The following is a 16,601-nucleotide window of genomic DNA, read 5'->3' as shown; positions in this document are numbered from 1 at the left end:
GATGCTTCGTGTCGGCCTTACCGGCGGTCTCGGCAGCGGCAAAAGCACCGTCGCCGCGATGCTGCGCGAACATGGAGCGGAGGTCATCGAGTCCGACGAACTCGGTCGCACGCTCATGGAGCCCGGCCAATCGGCCTTCAGTCAGATCGTCCGCGTATTCGGCGACGCAGTTGTAATGCCCGACGGCCGCCTCGACCGCGCTCGCCTTGCTGAACTCGCCTTCAAGGGCGGCCGCGTGAAAGAGCTGAACGCTATCGTCCATCCGGCGGTCATTGAAGCGCAGCGCCAGTGGATGGATCAGGTCTTTGCGGGTGATCCCGCAGCCGTTGCTGTCGTCGTCTCAGCGCTCATCTTTGAGGTCGAACGCGACGCCCGCGCCGGGGGCCAGCCCTTGAGTGTCTTCACCGATCTTCGCAAGCGCATTGACCGCGTCATCCTCGTCACTGCTCCCGACGACGCAAAGATCGCCCGTTACGTCGCCCGCATCGCCCGGGCCTCAATCAACCGCGACGTCGCCGAGGCCGATGCCCGCTCCCGCCTCGCTCACCAGATCCCAGACAGCGAGAAGGCTCCGCGCGCCGACTACCTGCTTGAAAACACCGGCGATATCGCCGCTCTGCGCGCCCAGGTCGCGGAGCTTTGGCCCAGGTTGAAGCAGGAGAGCAACTTAAATCTCAAGGCCCGGTCATTAAAATAGAGGCTGGAACAAGCCCGTTGCGAGCACCGTATTGCTTCCTGTGGAAGTGCGAACCCGGCATCGTAACCATAGAGAAAGGTCTAAAGGTTTAAGAGAGCTATGAAACTGCGCCAGTTTGCTTTGGTCGTATTCCTGGTCGGTGGATTCTGGTTCATTACCACCCACTTCTCCTCCAATTTGAATCCGCTGAAGTTCATGAGCGCACGAAGCTCGGACTCGCCCCTGGAACTCTCCGAGGCTCACGCGGCACCCGAATTCGATGCGGCGGAGCAGAACAATATTTCTGTCTACCGGCACGTGCTGCCTTCGGTGGTGAACATTACATCGCGGGCTGTCACGTTCAACTTCTTCTACGGCAACGTTCCGCAGGAGGGCCAGGGTTCGGGGTTCGTTCTCGACAAGGCTGGCCACGTGTTGACGAATTTCCACGTGATCGAAGGCGCCAACCGCGGTATCGAGGTCAAGCTCAGCAACAAGCGCAGTTACAAGGCAACCGTCGTGGGAACCGACAAGATTCACGATCTCGCGCTGCTCAAAATTGACGCGCCCGATCTGCAGCCGGTAATACTCGCAGACTCGAGCCAGCTCGCCGTCGGCGAAAACGTGTATGCGATCGGCAACCCCTTCGGGCTCAGCGGCACCATGACCCAGGGAATTATCAGCTCGATCCGCTCCATACGCGGCAGTGAGGGAGCGCCGATTGAAGACGCGATCCAGACTGATGCGGCCATCAATCCCGGCAACTCCGGCGGACCGCTACTGAACTCGCGCGGCGAAGTCATCGGCATCAACACGATGATCCTGTCGAACTCCGATCAGAACGCGGGCATCGGCTTTGCAATCCCCATCAATACCGCCAAGGCCGTGCTTTCCGATCTGACGCACTACGGCGAGGTACGGCGCCCGTCGCTGGGCATCCAGTCCTATGCCATTGGACCGGACCTGGCAAGTCAGATGGGATTGGCCGCGGATTCTGGCGTGCTCATCCAGAAAGTAATACCCGGAGGAGCTGCCGATCGAGCCGGCCTTCGCGGCGGCAACGAACAGGCCTGGGTCGGGAATCAGCCCGTGATGCTGGGCGGTGATTTGATCGTGGCGATCGACGGCCAACAAATCACCGATCCGCAGGACATCAGCGTCATCATGGATAAGCACCAGGCCGGCGACAGCGTCAGCGTCACCGTGATGCGCGGGCGACGACAGATGACGGTGAAGGTCGTGCTCGGTGCAGCACGGTCGGTGAATACGTAGGAGACGCGTCTAGTTGGACTCGGAAGTGGAACTGGAAGCGATTCCGCGCTCCAGCTTCTTCGACAGGATGATGCTCGACAGGCAGAAACCAATGAACAGGTAATAGCCGGGCAGGATCCTGGAAGCATTGGTCGGGATCTGCACCTGCTGGACGTTGGGCACGTCGCGCAAGCCGTCCCACGCGCTGCCGATAACGCCGTTGAATGCGACGAACGACATGAAGATCGCCAGGACCATGACGTCGGCCATGGACCACTTCGATAGTTGGAACGCCAACAGCCTGACGATGCGGCTAGTGCGCAACAGCGCCGGCCGGAAGAGACACGCGCCGAGCGCCAGCATTTTCAGCAGTGGGAAGACCACGCTGAACAGGATTACCAGCACGCCAACCAGCATCATCTCGGGCCGGCCTATCTGCATCAGTGTCTGACACACCTCAAGCACGGTCTTGCTGCGGTAGTACAGCGACTGATCGCGAAACTCGATGGGCGTGCCGAGCAGGGTTGCGTCCAGCTTCGTGACGCGTACTTCCACCTCCAGCATCGGGCTGAGCACGCCCCCGACGAGCATCGCGATGCAGAACAACATCAGCACCAGTACGGCGCCTCGCGAGAGCGTCGGCTTGCCGACCATCAGCAGGATGAATCCCAGCGCCGCCGATGCGAGCACGATGAGATAGTCGCGCGTCAGATTTTGGTCCGCAGCCGCGATCTGCTGGCCGAGAGTCTCCTCGCAAGCCGCGCCCCTTGAGCAGCCATAGTGCTTGAGGATGGCGTTATAGGTGGTCATGTCCGTGGTGCTGAAGGTGTTCTTGACCGCATCGGCCAGGACGCCGCGGATGGAGTCCTTGAAGCTCTCTTGGGTTTGCGCCTTATTGAGCTCCGCCATGACCACGGTGGTATATTCCGGCACGTGCGGACGCAGGGAGGCGACGATCATGTTCACGAGCATTGGGTTGGCCCCAGTGGGCTTGCCGGATCCCTTCGGGCTGGGCGCCGTCATTTGCGCCTTGATGTTGTCCAGCAGAGCATACAGCGACCGTTCAACCATGGGCCGGAGACTCTTGCTCTGTCCCTTGAGATCGAGTTTGTCGACCTGGGCATTGAGCATCGGGCCGATGATGCCGCGCCACTGGTCGGCGCTCAGGATTCCATAGCGCGCGTGGGTGATCTCGGCCAGGTCGGTCCGGATGAGGCGGCGCGCGGCAAGGCCATCAATGGTCTTCCAACTGAACCAGATGGTCGGCAAGAGCAAAATCACGCCCGCAGCCAAGCGGAGATCGAATGAACGCGAATGTTTGCCCGGTGATGGATTCGTCGGCGTGACCACGTCTTCCACGATGTGATATCGAGTATAGAACCGCCCCCGACTCGTTAAGAAGTCGATCAACTGCCCCACGGACCGCGTGGTCCGTGGGGCTGGCGGAGTGGAGAATCTGCTTTTCCCGCTTAGAACTTCACTCCCAGCGAGGCCAGGAAGGCCTTGACGTCGGGCCATACGGCCTTCAAGTCCATAGCCGTCTGAATGTCGAGAGGGATATTCAACGGGTTGGAGGCCGCGCCTGCCAGCTCGGCGATCGGCTTTTCGACCGCGGCGATCAGCGTTGCAAGCGCAGCCACAACTTGCGGCGCGGCCTTGAGAGCCTTGTTGGCACCGGTCAGCCACTTCAGGGCGTCCTCGGCTCCGATTTCGATGCCTTTTTCGATATTGACCAGAATGTTTGCCATCGCGATAGTTCTCTTTTCTGTTCGGCGGACCGTCCGGGTTGCGGCGGGCTGCTGACGTGAATTTGCGGCGACGTCGCTTGCAGAGATGGCCGTGGTTGCAGCCGTGATTGAAAGAGCGTCGCCTGGCGCAGACGAGCGCGGGCGCGCGGCGATAGTCCGTGCGAGAAGTCCGCTGGATTGTCTGGCTATATTTCAAAGTTTAGAGAGTTCGCGGATATAACCTGCAAATCGGCAGGAAGAATCTTGGCATAAATATACTTGACAACTCCACCTAAGTAGTTTACTGTTTAGGCATGGAACCGAAGACGCTCAAGCAAGCAATCGAGTATTTCGCCAATCCAAAGAACTGCCACAAGTACCTTGTGGAAAGCCGCTGGCCCGATGGCGCTGAATGCCCGCGCTGCGGATCGAAGAACGTCAAGTTCTCAGAGAAGTACAACCGTTGGCAGTGTGGAAGCCATCACGAGCGCCGTCAGTTCACGCTGAAGACTGGGACGATTTTTGAGGATTCCGCACTCGGTTTGGATAAGTGGCTCGCGGCCATGTGGCTCCTAGTTAATTCCAAAAACGGCGTGAGTTCATGGGAAGTTCATCGCGCAATCGGCGTCACCCAAAAGAGTGCATGGTTCATGATGCATCGGCTGCGCGAAGTTCTGGAGCCACAGCACGCGGTGAAGATGGGTGGCCCTGATTCCGGTCCATGCGAAGTGGACGAGGCTTACGTGGGTGGTCGCATCAAGAACATGCACCGCTCCAAGGTGCGTGAAAAATACAAGGGGAAGCCTGTTAGCGGTGGCGCGGCTAAGGCAATCGTCATGGGAATCCGTGATCGTGAAACTCGTCAGGTTCGGGCGAAAGTGATTCCCAATGTGAAGCGCGAGACATTGCAGAATGAGATTCTCGCGAACATCGAAAAGAAATCAACCGTCTACACGGACCAATATCTGGGCTACTACGATTTGGCCCGCAAAGACTTTGTGCATGACGTCGTTAATCATGTACAAGAGTATGTTCGCGGCGAAGTCCACACGAACGGAATCGAGAATTTCTGGAGCCTGCTCAAGAGAGGGCTTAAGGGAACGTATGTGGCTGTGGAGCCGTTCCACTTGGACCGTTACGTGGTAGAGCAGTGCTTTAGATTTAACAATCGGGCGACGAAGGATAATCCACTAACTGATGGAGATCGGTTCGCGCTGGCAGCATCGCAAATCTTGGGGAAGAGACTGACGTTTGCAGAGCTGACCGGCAAGGTGGGAGGGGTCGAAGCGCAACCTTTCTAATTGGCCGGATTGGATGAAACGTCAACGGCGGGGCAAACAGGGGAAGAGGGGGTCGCTCTAGACTCCCAATTCTTCCAGAGCAGCCAGCAGCAGTTCCGGGTCTATATTGTCCGAAACATACAACTCTCCATCCAGATCCCGATACCACACAATGTGCACGTTCTTCCCAATTTCCTCTTCACCCTCAATAGGCGTAGCCCGCACTTTGTACTTGCACTGAGGTTTGCCCGCTGAATCTCGAAACTCTACATATTCCCAATTGCCGTGTTTTCTTAGCGTTTGGGTGGGCATGTACTTCTCGTCTTCCGGACTCTTGACCGTATGGGCCTTGCATGTATTCTGGAAGTGTGGCAAGATGCCCTTCTCAATAAACTGGGCATCTATATCTGTTTGCGTAAGGCGAATTGGGACTTGAGGATTTAATTCCATGGCGACCTCGACGAATGAACAACTGAAGACCCGCTTGCATAATTTCCTTGCTGATCCCCGGGCTGATAAAGAGTTCCGTCCGTGGTTTGCTTCTTTGCTAATAGGGCCGAATAGTCCTGAAGTTGATGCCCTTGTGCATGCGATTCACGACGCGTTTTCCGAAGCAGGCGAGGGTAGATACACGCCTGAACAACTCCGGACGCGTCTCGATGAGTTGGCCAAGGAAACGGCATCTATATCCTCCCAAACAACCGCAAAGTTTGTCGCACCCGGGATTCCCTCTACGGAGCAAAGACAGCAAGTCTTCGCGATGGATGAGGGCGAACTCGTGCAGGTCTAAGTCACCTGACCCGTATTTGTTGAGGCGCGACACGAGTCACTTCGAACTGCGTGACAAAAGGTTCCTGTCCTTCGATTTCTACTTCCCATGTGTGCGTTCCAAACGCCGTAAACTGCGGCGACATGATCTGGTGCACAAGGATCGCGGGACCCACTGCCGGAGCCTGAATCACTCCTCTAACAATCGGGGAAATTTCTCGACCTGTCGCCAGGGGACTCAGTTTGCCGCTGTAGTTGTATGTGCCGGGTGCATCTGCCTTCATTAGTGTGAAGAATGTAAGCAGCGGCATGGGAAACGGAACGACTGGAGTGCCGATTCCATTTGGGAATAGGCCAACAATGACAAATTTCCCGCCCATCTCTGGCCTAACCATCTCACAAACTATTGTGTAATCATGAGTTAACGCCATTTTCAATTCCTCCATCGTGCAACACAGTGCTTTCCTGTGTACGTTGGTGATTGACTTTTTTGGCCGGGATAGCTAAGGTGGGAGGTGAATAGGCCCCTACCAAATCCGGCAACTCAAAAGCCCTCCAAGTTCGCACCCGCATTACCAACCAAAGATTCGACCACCGTGCTCTAACACGGAAGGTCGATCCCTGTGTAGGCAAGCACAGGTGATTTGAGTCACAAGCTATCATACTTCTGACTTGGTGTCATGTGCGCAATCGGGGCGAACACCACGAGAATATCCCTGCGCTTTCCGGCAAATCCCAGCAAAACCCGAAATAGTGTTGATAGAGGTGAGGCTTTTCCACCAATCGCATGTCCTTTTGCACATGTTGTAATGCAAATCTGGCGGTGCCTTTAATGGTTCCCTTTCATCTGATTCTCTACAGGTAATAAACGTCTCAAACGGCGCTCTGACGCAGTTATATCTAGAAATATTTATGGGAGCGTATACTGTGACCGCGATGAATCCTCTGCCCGCCCCGTTTATTACCGGCAAGACCGATGCTGAACGCTTCAGCAATGCGGTGCGTAAAGTGCTGACGACGATTAAACAGGATGCGATGAAGACCGCAGCCAGACCGCAGCCCAAAGCAATTCCCGTCGAGGTTGTTCCTCTTGTGGCGATCCCCAAGCCAGTGCTGAAAAGGGCTCTCCTGCATCCAAAGAGAGCCAAAAAAGTGCAGCCAGCGCGCTAGTGTTGCCCTGTCACGGCAAGTTCAGCCTACCGTTTGAGTATGGAGTTGTCTAGTATATTACTGCCAGAATCTTCGCTGCAGAATCAGAGGTTTAGCGAAATAAGTGATCGCAAGGGGCTTGACTTCTATTTTTCGCCGTTCTGTGACTCTGCGTGGCGATGGCACGGGCGCAAGAAATTCTTTCGCGGATTCTGGCTGCAAAGTCCTCTTCTGATGAAGATTAAGAAGGGGGTGCGCTCGCAGGCCGTTGATCTGAGTTTGCGCTGAGGGTTTAGATTCAGCCGTGGTATGCGTTGGCGAATGCTACATTTGTCTTCTTACTCGACCATTGTGGAGGTTTCGCATGAAGCGTTTGCTGCTTTTCGCCATCGTGTTTTTGCCGATTCAGTTGCTTGCACAGACCGGCGGTTCGGCCGATGCCTCACGCAATCCTAAAGTTCGCGCCATCACCGCATTCGTGCGGCTGGACAGAAGCAAGTGGGAACAGCAGGTTGTGGAAGCGCTGGGCGTGTTGCGGAAGGCTGAGGCAGCGTTTAAAAGCTCGGGCTACGAGGTGGAGTCGCTGCGCATCACCACGCAGCCTGTCGGCCAGCTCGTTTCGGGACTTTCGGAAGACGATGCTGTTGCGTTTCTTGCGCGGTTCGACCAGTTGTCGGCGAAAGAGAATTTCATTCCCAACGTAGGGCCGGCCATGATGCACGACGGCGATGACGCCTTGACGATGCGCGTGCTGGAGCGCGCCCTTTCGACGCTGCCCAATATCGAAGCCAGCACCATCATCGCCGACGATTCGGGGATCCACTGGAAGACGATTCACCGCACCGCGGAACTGGTGAAGTACGTTGCCGAGCACAGTCCGCATGCGCAGGGTACGTTCAATTTCACGGCAACGGCGATGCTGAAGCCGCTCGGCCCCTTCTATCCAGGCTCGTATCACGACGGCCCGGGCAGACAATTCTCCATCGGCTTCGAAGGTGCGGGCGTGGTGGCTGAGGTGTTCACGCGCGACAAGGGAAACGCCGCAGCCGCAACAGCGGACCTGACTGCAGCGCTCACCAAACATGCAAAAGTTGCGGAGGAAATAGGCAACAAGGTCGCCGCAGAAACCGGGTGGAGCTTCGCTGGTGTTGATCCGACGCCGGCGCCGCTTGGTGATGTCTCCATTGCCGCCGCGATCGAAGACTTTACCGGCGCGAAATTCGGCTCCAGCGGCACGCTCACCGCGGCCCGGATCATTACTGCCGCCGTGAAGGCCGTACCCGTAAAGCAGATCGGTTACTCCGGCCTCATGGTTCCCATCTTGGAAGACAAAGTCATGGCGCAGCGATGGGCCGAGGGAATCTTCAATGTAGATTCCCTGCTTGCCTATTCCTCGGTGTGCGGCACGGGACTCGATACGATCCCGCTGCCCGGCGACATCAGCACGGAGCAGATGGAGCGAATGTTCGCAGATGTTGCCTCACTCGCAAGCAAATGGAACAAGCCGCTGTCAGCGCGCTTGCAACCGGTGCCGGGTAAAAAGGCCGGCGACATGACGGAGTTTCAGGATCCGTATCTCTTCAACACCACGATCCACGCAGTGCCTTAGTCGCGGGTCCGCATAATCAGCGCTTAAGGTAGCGGCGGCCCTGAATCTCGTACTCTCCGCTGGCTACGCGGGCGATGGCTTCGGTGTAGGCGATGTGCTCTTCGGCGAGGATGCGCTCGGCGAGCGAGTGCGCGTCGTCGGAGTCTAGAACCGGGACTGTCCGCTGGAGGATGATGGCGCCGTGATCGAGATGCTCGTCGACGAAGTGCACGGTGCAGCCCGCGATTTTCACGCCATACTCAAAGGTCTGCTGCTGAGCGTCGAGTCCCGGAAAGGCGGGCAGGAGCGAGGGATGAATATTGAGGATTCGGTTGGAAAACGCGGCGATAAAACCGGGTGACAGCAGGCGCATGTAGCCGGCTAGGCAGACGAGGTCAACTTTGTGCGCCCGAAGAGTGGCGATCATGTCGGCGTCATGTTCGGTGCGGGGTCGGCCCTTGGAGACGAGCACTGCGCACGGGACCCCAAGTTGCACGGCGGCGGTGATCCCGGCGGCTTCGGCAACATTCGAGAGGACGATGGCGATCTCGACGCCCGCCAGGCGCCGTTCGCGAATGGACTGTGCGATTGCAAGAAAGTTGGAGCCGCGGCCGGAGAGCAAAATGCCCAGCCGAAGCGGCGTGGCTTCCGTGCTCATGTGTAGTGAACCCGGTGATCGCCTTTCGCGATGCGGCCAATGACGTAGAACTTCTCTTCGGCGCGGTCGAGGAGCGTCTTGGCGCGCGTGAATTTGGCCGCCGGAACGACTGCGATGAGGCCGATGCCCATGTTGAACGTGCGCATCATCTCCTCTTGCGACACCTGGCCCAGGTCCCGGAGATGATCGAAGATCGGCAGTACGGGCCACGATCCCAGCTCAATCTGCGCTTCGGTTCCCTTGGGCAGAATGCGTGGCAGATTTTCAGTAATGCCGCCGCCGGTAATGTGCGCCATTCCCGCGGTCATGCCGGAGGCAACTAGCTTCTGGATTACGTGCAGATAGCTGCGGTGCGTCTTCATCAGCGCCGCGCCGGCCTTTTCCTTGATCGCTGTGACATACTGGCTCGGCTTGTAGCCCGCGACCTCGAACATGAGCTTGCGGGCCAGCGAATAGCCGTTGGTATGCAGGCCCGTCGAAGGAAATCCAACAAGCACATCGCCGACCTTGATCTCGGCGCCGGTCACCAGCTTGTCGCGATCGACAGCGCCGACAATGAAGCCGGCCAAGTCGTATTCGCCCTCGGCATAGAAGCCGGGCATCTGCGCAGTTTCCCCGCCAATGAGCGCGCAACCGTTGGCCTTGCAGGCGTCGGCAAGGCCGGAGACGACGGTCTCCGTGACCTCGGGGTCGAGCTTGCCGCTGGCGAAGTAGTCGAGGAAAAACAATGGCGTCGCCCCCTGCACGGCGATATCGTTGACGCAGTGGTTCACCAAGTCGGCGCCGACGCTCGAGTGCAGTCCCATCTCGAAGGCGATCTTGAGCTTCGTTCCAACGCCATCCGCCGAACTCACGAGAATGGGGCTTTTGAACCGCTGAAGGTCGAGCCGGAAGAGGGCTCCGAAGCCGCCGATTCCGCCTAAGACGTTGCGGTTAAAGGTCTTCTGCGCGAGGTACTTGATGCGGTCCCTGGCGCGGTCGCCACGGGAGATGTCAACCCCGGCGTCGGCATAGGTGACGGATTTGGATTTGGTTTCTTCGGGCACTCTGCGGCCTCTGCGGTCAGATTATTGAAGCGGGCGCTGCGGACCGGAAAGGTCGATTCTAGCAGGCTGGGCTTACAAGGTCAGTGAACTGCGAAATCGATTTGCTGTTCAAAATGTGGAGAAACGGATCGTGAGGTCACGCGAATCATTCCAGTTCGGGTTGCGACTTCTATACTGGAGCCACGATGAGCACTAAAGCTGCCCCACTCGTACATGCGCGTTCCCACGTATTGCAACAGCGGGCTGAGCGGTATTTTCCTGGTGGCGTGAATTCGCCGGTCCGGGCGTTTCGCGCGGTGGGCGGTGCTCCGCCGTTTGTGGAGCGGGCCGAGGGCGCGTTCGTGGTGGACGCGGATGGCAATCGATATATCGACTACGTCGGCTCATGGGGACCGATGATCCTTGGCCATGCATTTCCGCCAGTTGTTGAGGCAATTGAACGCGCCGCGCGCAACTCGGCGAGCTTTGGTGCGTCGACGGCGAGCGAAGCGGATCTGGCGGAGCGCATCGTTGCCTGCTATCCGGCTATCGAGAAGATGCGCTTTGTGAGCTCGGGTACCGAGGCGACCATGTCGGCCATTCGGCTTGCTCGTGCTGCCACGGGGCGCAAGATCATCATCAAGTTCGAGGGCTGCTACCACGGTCATGCGGACGGACTCCTGGTGAAGGCCGGCTCGGGCGTGGCGACGTTTGGAATCCCTGGGTCCGCCGGCGTGCCCGAAGAGATTGCCGCGCTGACGCACGCGCTGCCCTACAACGATGTGGCTGCGGTGGAGTCGGCATTTGATGCGCGTCCAAACACGATTGCGGCGGTGATTTTGGAGCCGGTGGTAGGCAACGCTGGGTGCATTCCGCCTGCACCGGGATATTTGCATGCGCTCCGCGAACTGACGACGCGTGAAGGCGCATTGCTGATTGTGGATGAGGTGATGACGGGATTCCGCGTGGCGCTGGGCGGCGCCTGCGAACTGTATTCCCTCGACCCGGACCTCATTACACTGGGCAAAATTGTGGGCGGCGGGTTACCGGTTGGCGTCTTCGGCGGCAAGCAGAAATATATGGATATGCTGGCGCCGCTCGGCCCCGTCTACCAGGCCGGAACGCTGAGCGGGAATCCGCTCGCGATGGCTGCTGGCCTGGCGACGGTTGGGTATCTGCAGGAACATGCGGTGGAAGTTTATGCGCGGCTGGAGTCGACAGCGAGGGCTGTCGCGGAGGGCGTTGCTGCGGAAGGCGAAAAAGCCGGCGTGGCGCTCACGACAAATCGTGTGGGTGCGATGTGGACATGGTTCTTCAACGAAGATCCGGTGGCGAACTACGATGACGCCGCAGAGTCCGATACCGCGGAGTTCGGGCGTTTCCATCGCGCGATGCTGGACCGCGGCGTGTGGCTGCCGCCATCGCAATTTGAGGCTGCCTTTCTGGGGACGGCGCATGGGGATGCGGAAGTTCACGCCACGATCGAAGCGGCGAAGGAAGCGTTTCGCGCAGCCTGACTGACGATTGATGCAGAGAAGAGCAACTGCTGTCGTGGATGCATGACACCCAGAAAGAATGAAGATCGCTGGTGTTCAGATCGTGCTTTCCCACCCAAGCGGAGCTTGGATGGGGCACCCTTGTTCGTGCCGATGTCTGAATTCTCACGGCAGGTCCTTCGACTTCGCTCAGGATAACAACTTGGAAATTCTGCGACTGCTTTCGGCTCGCTACTCTGGCCACGCATCAAGCGTGACGAATTTCTGTGAGCTGGCGTAGCGATCGAGGAGGAGAGCGGCCGTGGTGACAGATGGGCCGCGATCGGCGCCGATGCCGCGATGGCCTCCATCGTGAAGGACGATGTTGCTGGCGTAGCCGCTGCTTTGATTGCCGTCGATCTTGCGCACCAGGCTGGCGGTAATTTTGTCGGCTGAAAGTTCCTTCCAATCCGTCGTCATCGCATTCCACGTGACGGGGATGAGTCCGAGTCGGCGGGCAAGCTTCAGAACATACGGCCGCCGCGCGCCAAAGGGCGGGCGAAAGTAGCGGAGGGGTTTGCCGGTGATTTTGGCGAGCAAATCGTTGGTGCGGGTGAGTTCGTCGAGAACGTTGGCCTCGCGCGTGCGCGAAAGATCGGGGTGGCTCCAGGTGTGGTTCCCGATCAGGTGTCCGGAATCGGCGACGCGGCGAGCGAGTTCCGGCTCGGCCTTGGCGAATTTGCCAACCATAAAAAAAGTCGCGCACACATTGTGCTCGGCGAGGATGTCGAGGAGGCGCGGCGTCCAGGCGGGATTGGGTCCGTCGTCGAAGGTGAGAGCGAGCTCGCCGGGATTGCGCGGGGCGATGAGGGTGCGGCCGAAGATCTGCGAGGTGGGCCAATGCGACGCATAGGCAAAGCCGCCGATGCCAAGCCCGGTTGCGCCGGCGACACCGATCACCCCGTAAATACTCGCTGCCAAAGGAGAAAGCATTGCTGCCAATAGTGTGCGGCGCGGAGCAGGAGAACGGCAAGCGATCTGTGACGGACCGGCGTATACTGAAACTGTTCGGGCCGCATCCTGAGTACTCGGAGTGGCACTGGAGACAACATGAGCCTTACCAACTTCCCCGGTAGCGCGAGTTCCTCGCCGCTCGACTCTTCCATCACAAAAGTTACGATTCCGGCACTGGCCGAGATGAAGCGCCAAGGCAAGCCCATTTCTGCGCTTACCGCGTATGACTATGCGACTTCGCGTCTTGTCGACGAATCCGGCATAGACCTGGTGCTCGTGGGCGACTCGCTGGCCATGGTGGTGATGGGCCACGACAACACGCTGGCGGTCACCGTTGACGAAATGCTGCATCACACCCGCGCTGTGCGGCGTGCGGTTCGGCGCGCGCTGGTGGTGGCCGATATGCCCTTCGGCAGCTATCACGGCACGGTGGCCGAAGGGGTAGCCAACGCAGTTCGTTTCATCAAAGAGGCTGGAGCCGAGGCGGTAAAGATTGAAGGGCCGCGCGTGGCGCTGGTCGCGGCGCTCACCGATGCGGAGATTCCGGTCGTTGGCCATTTGGGGTTGACGCCGCAGAGCGTGCATCGCATGGGCGGCTATCGCGTGCAGGCTAAAACAACAGACGCGGCTCGGCAAATCAAAACTGATGCGAAAGCGCTCGAAGAGGCCGGCGCAGGCTTGCTCGTGCTTGAAGGAATTCCGCGCGAGGTTGCTGCGGAGATTACGGCGGAACTTGCGATTCCCACCATCGGCATCGGCGCAGGGCCGGATTGCGACGGCCAGATCCTTGTCTTCCACGACATGATGAACCTGAGCTTCGCTCCCAAGGCCAAGTTCGCGCGCCGCTATGCGGATGCGGCAGGGCTGTTCCGTGCGGCCATCGAACACTATCGCGAAGATGTGGAGCATCGCGCATTTCCTGCGGACGAAGAGAGCTATCATCTATCTGCAGCAGTGCGTAAGGAACTGGAGACAGTGCCAGAAGATGCTCCGAGAGTGAAGCAACTGCGCAAAGCCTGATGCGGATTCTTACGACAGTGAATGAATTGCGCGCGTGGAGCCGCGCGCAGCGATCGAGCGCATGCGGCGAAGGAATTGCGCTGGTGCCGACGATGGGCGCGTTGCATGTCGGGCATGGCTCGCTGATTCGTGCGGCGGCGGCGGCGCGGCCGGGGCGCGTGGCAGTATCCATATTTGTAAATCCAACGCAATTTGGCCCCAAAGAGGACTTCGCCCGCTATCCGCGAACCTTCAAGGCCGACTGCGCGCTGGCCGAACGCGAAGGGGCATCCGTCATCTTCGCTCCCAGTGTCGAAGAGATGTACCCCGCTGGTGCATCCACGTTTGTCGAGGTCGACGGCCTCAGTGAACGCCTCGACGGCCAGTCCCGGCCCGGGCATTTTCGCGGCGTCGCAACCGTAGTTGCGAAACTGATGATTGCCGCGGAGGCCGACCTCGCCTTTTTCGGACAGAAGGACGCGGCGCAGGTCGCGGTACTGCGGCGGATGGTTGGCGATCTGCGGCTGGGCACCGCGATTGTGGTTTGCCCGATCGTGCGTGAAGACGACGGACTGGCGCTCAGCTCCCGCAACGCGTACTTGAATCCCGGGGAGCGGAAACAGGCGTTGGTTCTGAACCGCGCGATTCGGCGAGTCGAAGCACTTGTCGCCGACGGCGAGCGTTCAGGCTCATCATTGATCGACGCAGCGCGTGGCGTGTTTGCGGAAGAGCCGGAAGTGCGCGTGGATTACATTGAGCTGGTGGACTGGGAAACGCTGTGGCCCGTGCTCGCCGCCGCACCGGGGACTCTATTCGCGGTGGCGGCGTGGGTGGGAAGCACACGGTTGATCGATAATGCGATCATCGGCTGATCACGCCAGCCTCCGTGCACAGCGCCGTCACGCATGAGGCAAATACTGACCGAGCCATTCGATCCAGCGGCGGTAGACGTCGCGCATGCGGACGGGGTCGTTGGGACTGTGGCCACCGATGGGGTAGACGTAGAACCATGTCTTGACGCCGCGATCTTTGAGCGCGTGATAAAGCTCGTATCCCTGCGTGATGGTCACGCGATAATCACCCACGTCCTGCAGCACCATTGTCGGCGTGGTCATCATGTCGTAATAGGTGATGGGCGACTGCTCGACGAGATGCTTCATCCAGTCGCCTGTGTAGGGCGAGCCGCCAATGGCCGTGGCGCGCGCTACGTTGGAATCAGAGAGATTGTACTGATCGAGCAGATTCGTAACGGGTGCGCCTGCAATGGCAGCCTTCCAGAACTGCGCGTGCCCGATGAGCCAGCTCGTCATGTAGCCTCCGTAGCTCCAGCCGGTGACGGCGATATTCGACTCGTCGACGATGCCGCGCTTCTTGAGCATGTCGAGGCCTGTAAAGACGTCGCGGCCCGGACCGTCGCCTGAATCGTCAACGATGGCTCGGGCAAAATCGTTGCCGAAATTATCGCTTCCCCGGTAGTTGGGTTCGAAGACCAGCCACCCCTGCGCGGCGATCAACTGCGCGAAGAGCGAGAAGGTGTCCTTCGAGCACGACGTCGGTCCGCCGTGGATGTACAGCACCAGGGGCAGCTTTTTGCCCGGCAGATAATCCGGCGGATAGGTCAGAATTCCGTTCTCGAGCCAGTTCTTCGGCGCCTTGTCCGGGGTTTGCCATGTGACCACCTCGCTCTTGCCCAGGTTGAGCGAGTCAAAGGCTGCGTGGAAAGTTGTAAGGCGGCGCGGTTTCGATTGCGGAGTATCCAAAATGTAGATTTCCGAGGGACGATGCGGTTCGGTTCCGACGAAGGCGATCTGTCCCTGGCTGCCGACAGTGGCGTCGAGCCAGAAGCCAGTGTTTGGCGTGACATCGCCGAGATCGAGCTTCGTCGCCTTTCCCGCAAGCGGCTGGATCCACATGCTTGCCGTGGCCCCATCATTGGCGCCAGTCAGGACGGCTTTCCCGTCGGGCATCCAGAGTGCTCGGAAAAAATTCCGGTCAATCGCGCGGGTGATATTGTCGCCGTCACCTTTGAGCCCATCGACTACGAAGATGTCCTGGTAGTTGCGGTCGAGGCCGGCGCGAGGATAGATGTAGGCAATGTGCGATCCGTCGGGCGAGGGCAACGGCTGCGTTGAGTACATCGTGTGGGTCGTGATTGGTTCAGACTTGCCGGTCGCGAGATCGAGCACCTGTGGCGAGGAGAGACGGCGGTCACCGGAGTAGGTGTTTTCAAGACGTACATACACGAGCTTGCTGCCGTCAGGAGTGAATGCAATGGGCGAAGCCGGCGGTCCGGGAGGAAACGCGACCGGCAAGCTCCACGCACCCGAGGTCAGGCGTTTGGCCTCGCCGCCAATGGCTGGTACCAGCCACAGATGCGTAGGAAGCGCATGGTCCTTGTCGAGGAAGCTGCCGTCCCCTACGTCAAAGGCATCGTCAAATTTTTCGGCGCCGGTTCTCTTGGGAGGCGCATCGGCGGTCGCGAACGCGATTGCTGATCCGTCCGGCTTCCACGCGAACTGTTGAATCGACGTCGCACTCTTGGTGAGTTGCTGCGACTCGCCTCCGGACATTTCGAGCACGAAGATCTGGTTGTGCTTGTCCGCGTCCTCCACCAGAAAGGCGATCCGGTCTCCCGCGGACGACCAGCGCGGAAATGAAACATGCTTGCGATCGTGGGTCAGGTAGCGCGCCTTTCCACTCGCAATGTCGACCAGCACCAAGTCCGATGCGTAGATGTCCTCCTCGTAATCAGGGTGCGCGACGACGGCTGCCAGCGACTTGCCGTCCGGCGCAATCTCCGGATTGCTGACGCGGAGAATCTTGCTGGCCCAGGCGAGATCGAAGACTTTGCCCGGTGCCGCAGGAATGGGGAGGCGAGACGTCGCTGTTCCCGTGGGCGGGCTCTCACCGAACAGGCCCGCGCTGAACACGATAAACACCGCAAGAAGACAAGGCAGGAGACGCTTCATGCAATTGGTCCTTAAGTTTTGA

Annotated in this window: 17 protein-coding genes; 9 read left to right on the top strand and 8 right to left on the bottom strand. The window is 59.0% G+C overall.

What is annotated here, in order from left to right:
* The first annotated feature begins 1 nt into the window (after position 1).
* Positions 2–697, top strand: coding sequence for a dephospho-CoA kinase (gene coaE, locus VK574_RS19895; RefSeq protein ID WP_472801621.1), 696 nt, complete (start codon positions 2–4; stop codon positions 695–697).
* 99 nt (positions 698–796) lie between these two features.
* Positions 797–1,948, top strand: a complete 1,152-nt coding sequence (locus VK574_RS19890; protein ID WP_472801620.1) for a S1C family serine protease — start codon at positions 797–799, stop codon at positions 1,946–1,948.
* Positions 1,949–1,957: 9 nt separating this feature from the next.
* Here the strand turns inward: VK574_RS19890 and VK574_RS19885 are convergent, their stop codons facing one another.
* Together VK574_RS19885 and VK574_RS19880 are read right to left on the bottom strand one after the other, a co-directional pair.
* The gene (locus tag VK574_RS19885; RefSeq protein WP_472801619.1) at positions 1,958–3,286 is read right to left on the bottom strand and encodes a paraquat-inducible protein A; all 1,329 of its coding nucleotides are present in this window, start codon (positions 3,284–3,286) and stop codon (positions 1,958–1,960) included.
* A gap of 110 nt (positions 3,287–3,396) precedes the next feature.
* Positions 3,397–3,675, bottom strand: a complete 279-nt coding sequence (locus VK574_RS19880; protein ID WP_472801618.1) for a hypothetical protein — start codon at positions 3,673–3,675, stop codon at positions 3,397–3,399.
* A gap of 293 nt (positions 3,676–3,968) precedes the next feature.
* On the opposite strand from VK574_RS19880, the gene VK574_RS19875 reads away from it, so the two are divergent.
* Positions 3,969–4,955, top strand: a complete 987-nt coding sequence (locus VK574_RS19875; RefSeq protein ID WP_472801617.1) for an IS1595 family transposase — start codon at positions 3,969–3,971, stop codon at positions 4,953–4,955.
* 57 nt (positions 4,956–5,012) lie between these two features.
* On the opposite strand, the gene VK574_RS19870 is transcribed toward VK574_RS19875, so the two are convergent.
* A complete protein-coding gene (locus tag VK574_RS19870) occupies positions 5,013–5,384 on the bottom strand; it encodes a hypothetical protein (protein ID WP_472801616.1) in 372 nt (123 codons plus the stop codon).
* On the opposite strand from VK574_RS19870, the gene VK574_RS19865 reads away from it, so the two are divergent.
* Positions 5,383–5,724: a hypothetical protein gene (locus VK574_RS19865; protein ID WP_472801615.1), complete on the top strand. Its 342-nt coding sequence runs from the start codon at positions 5,383–5,385 to the stop codon at positions 5,722–5,724. The genes VK574_RS19870 and VK574_RS19865 overlap by 2 nt on opposite strands.
* Before the next feature lies 1 nt (position 5,725).
* Here VK574_RS19865 and VK574_RS19860 read toward each other — a convergent pair whose 3' ends face one another.
* Complete coding sequence (locus VK574_RS19860; protein ID WP_472801614.1) at positions 5,726–6,133, bottom strand: DUF6941 family protein; 408 nt, start codon at positions 6,131–6,133, stop codon at positions 5,726–5,728.
* A gap of 496 nt (positions 6,134–6,629) precedes the next feature.
* Here VK574_RS19860 and VK574_RS19855 point away from each other — a divergent pair, with 496 nt between their 5' ends.
* Positions 6,630–6,872 carry a hypothetical protein gene (locus tag VK574_RS19855; RefSeq protein WP_472801613.1) on the top strand — a complete coding sequence of 81 codons (243 nt, stop codon included), beginning with the start codon at positions 6,630–6,632 and terminating at the stop codon, positions 6,870–6,872.
* Between the two features lie 343 nt (positions 6,873–7,215).
* Complete coding sequence (locus VK574_RS19850; protein WP_472801612.1) at positions 7,216–8,460, top strand: DUF711 family protein; 1,245 nt, start codon at positions 7,216–7,218, stop codon at positions 8,458–8,460.
* Between the two features lie 16 nt (positions 8,461–8,476).
* On the opposite strand, the gene purN is transcribed toward VK574_RS19850, so the two are convergent.
* Positions 8,477–9,097 (bottom strand): phosphoribosylglycinamide formyltransferase, encoded by a 621-nt coding sequence (gene purN, locus VK574_RS19845; RefSeq protein ID WP_472801611.1) that lies wholly within the window; start codon positions 9,095–9,097, stop codon positions 8,477–8,479.
* Entirely contained in the window at positions 9,094–10,143 is a 1,050-nt protein-coding gene (gene purM, locus VK574_RS19840; RefSeq protein WP_472801610.1) for a phosphoribosylformylglycinamidine cyclo-ligase, read from the bottom strand. Before purM ends, purN begins: the two co-directional genes overlap by 4 nt.
* A gap of 185 nt (positions 10,144–10,328) precedes the next feature.
* Here purM and hemL point away from each other — a divergent pair, with 185 nt between their 5' ends.
* Positions 10,329–11,639 (top strand): glutamate-1-semialdehyde 2,1-aminomutase, encoded by a 1,311-nt coding sequence (hemL, locus tag VK574_RS19835; protein ID WP_472801609.1) that lies wholly within the window; start codon positions 10,329–10,331, stop codon positions 11,637–11,639.
* A 210-nt stretch (positions 11,640–11,849) separates the two neighbouring features.
* Here the strand turns inward: hemL and VK574_RS19830 are convergent, their stop codons facing one another.
* Complete coding sequence (locus tag VK574_RS19830) at positions 11,850–12,578, bottom strand: polysaccharide deacetylase family protein (protein ID WP_472801608.1); 729 nt, start codon at positions 12,576–12,578, stop codon at positions 11,850–11,852.
* 129 nt (positions 12,579–12,707) lie between these two features.
* On the opposite strand from VK574_RS19830, the gene panB reads away from it, so the two are divergent.
* Both panB and panC read left to right on the top strand, forming a co-directional pair.
* Positions 12,708–13,631, top strand: coding sequence for a 3-methyl-2-oxobutanoate hydroxymethyltransferase (gene panB / locus VK574_RS19825; protein ID WP_472801607.1), 924 nt, complete (start codon positions 12,708–12,710; stop codon positions 13,629–13,631).
* Positions 13,631–14,482 carry a pantoate--beta-alanine ligase gene (panC, locus tag VK574_RS19820; protein WP_472801606.1) on the top strand — a complete coding sequence of 284 codons (852 nt, stop codon included), beginning with the start codon at positions 13,631–13,633 and terminating at the stop codon, positions 14,480–14,482. Before panB ends, panC begins: the two co-directional genes overlap by 1 nt.
* A 27-nt stretch (positions 14,483–14,509) precedes the next feature.
* Here the strand turns inward: panC and VK574_RS19815 are convergent, their stop codons facing one another.
* The gene (locus VK574_RS19815; RefSeq protein ID WP_472801605.1) at positions 14,510–16,579 is read right to left on the bottom strand and encodes a S9 family peptidase; all 2,070 of its coding nucleotides are present in this window, start codon (positions 16,577–16,579) and stop codon (positions 14,510–14,512) included.
* Between the last annotated feature and the right edge of the window lie 22 nt (positions 16,580–16,601).

The organism is Occallatibacter sp. (genome assembly GCF_035317045.1).
Lineage (GTDB): Bacteria > Acidobacteriota > Terriglobia > Terriglobales > Acidobacteriaceae > Telmatobacter.
Note: the sequence above shows the minus strand (reverse complement) of the source record. Positions and strands in the feature narration are given on the sequence as shown.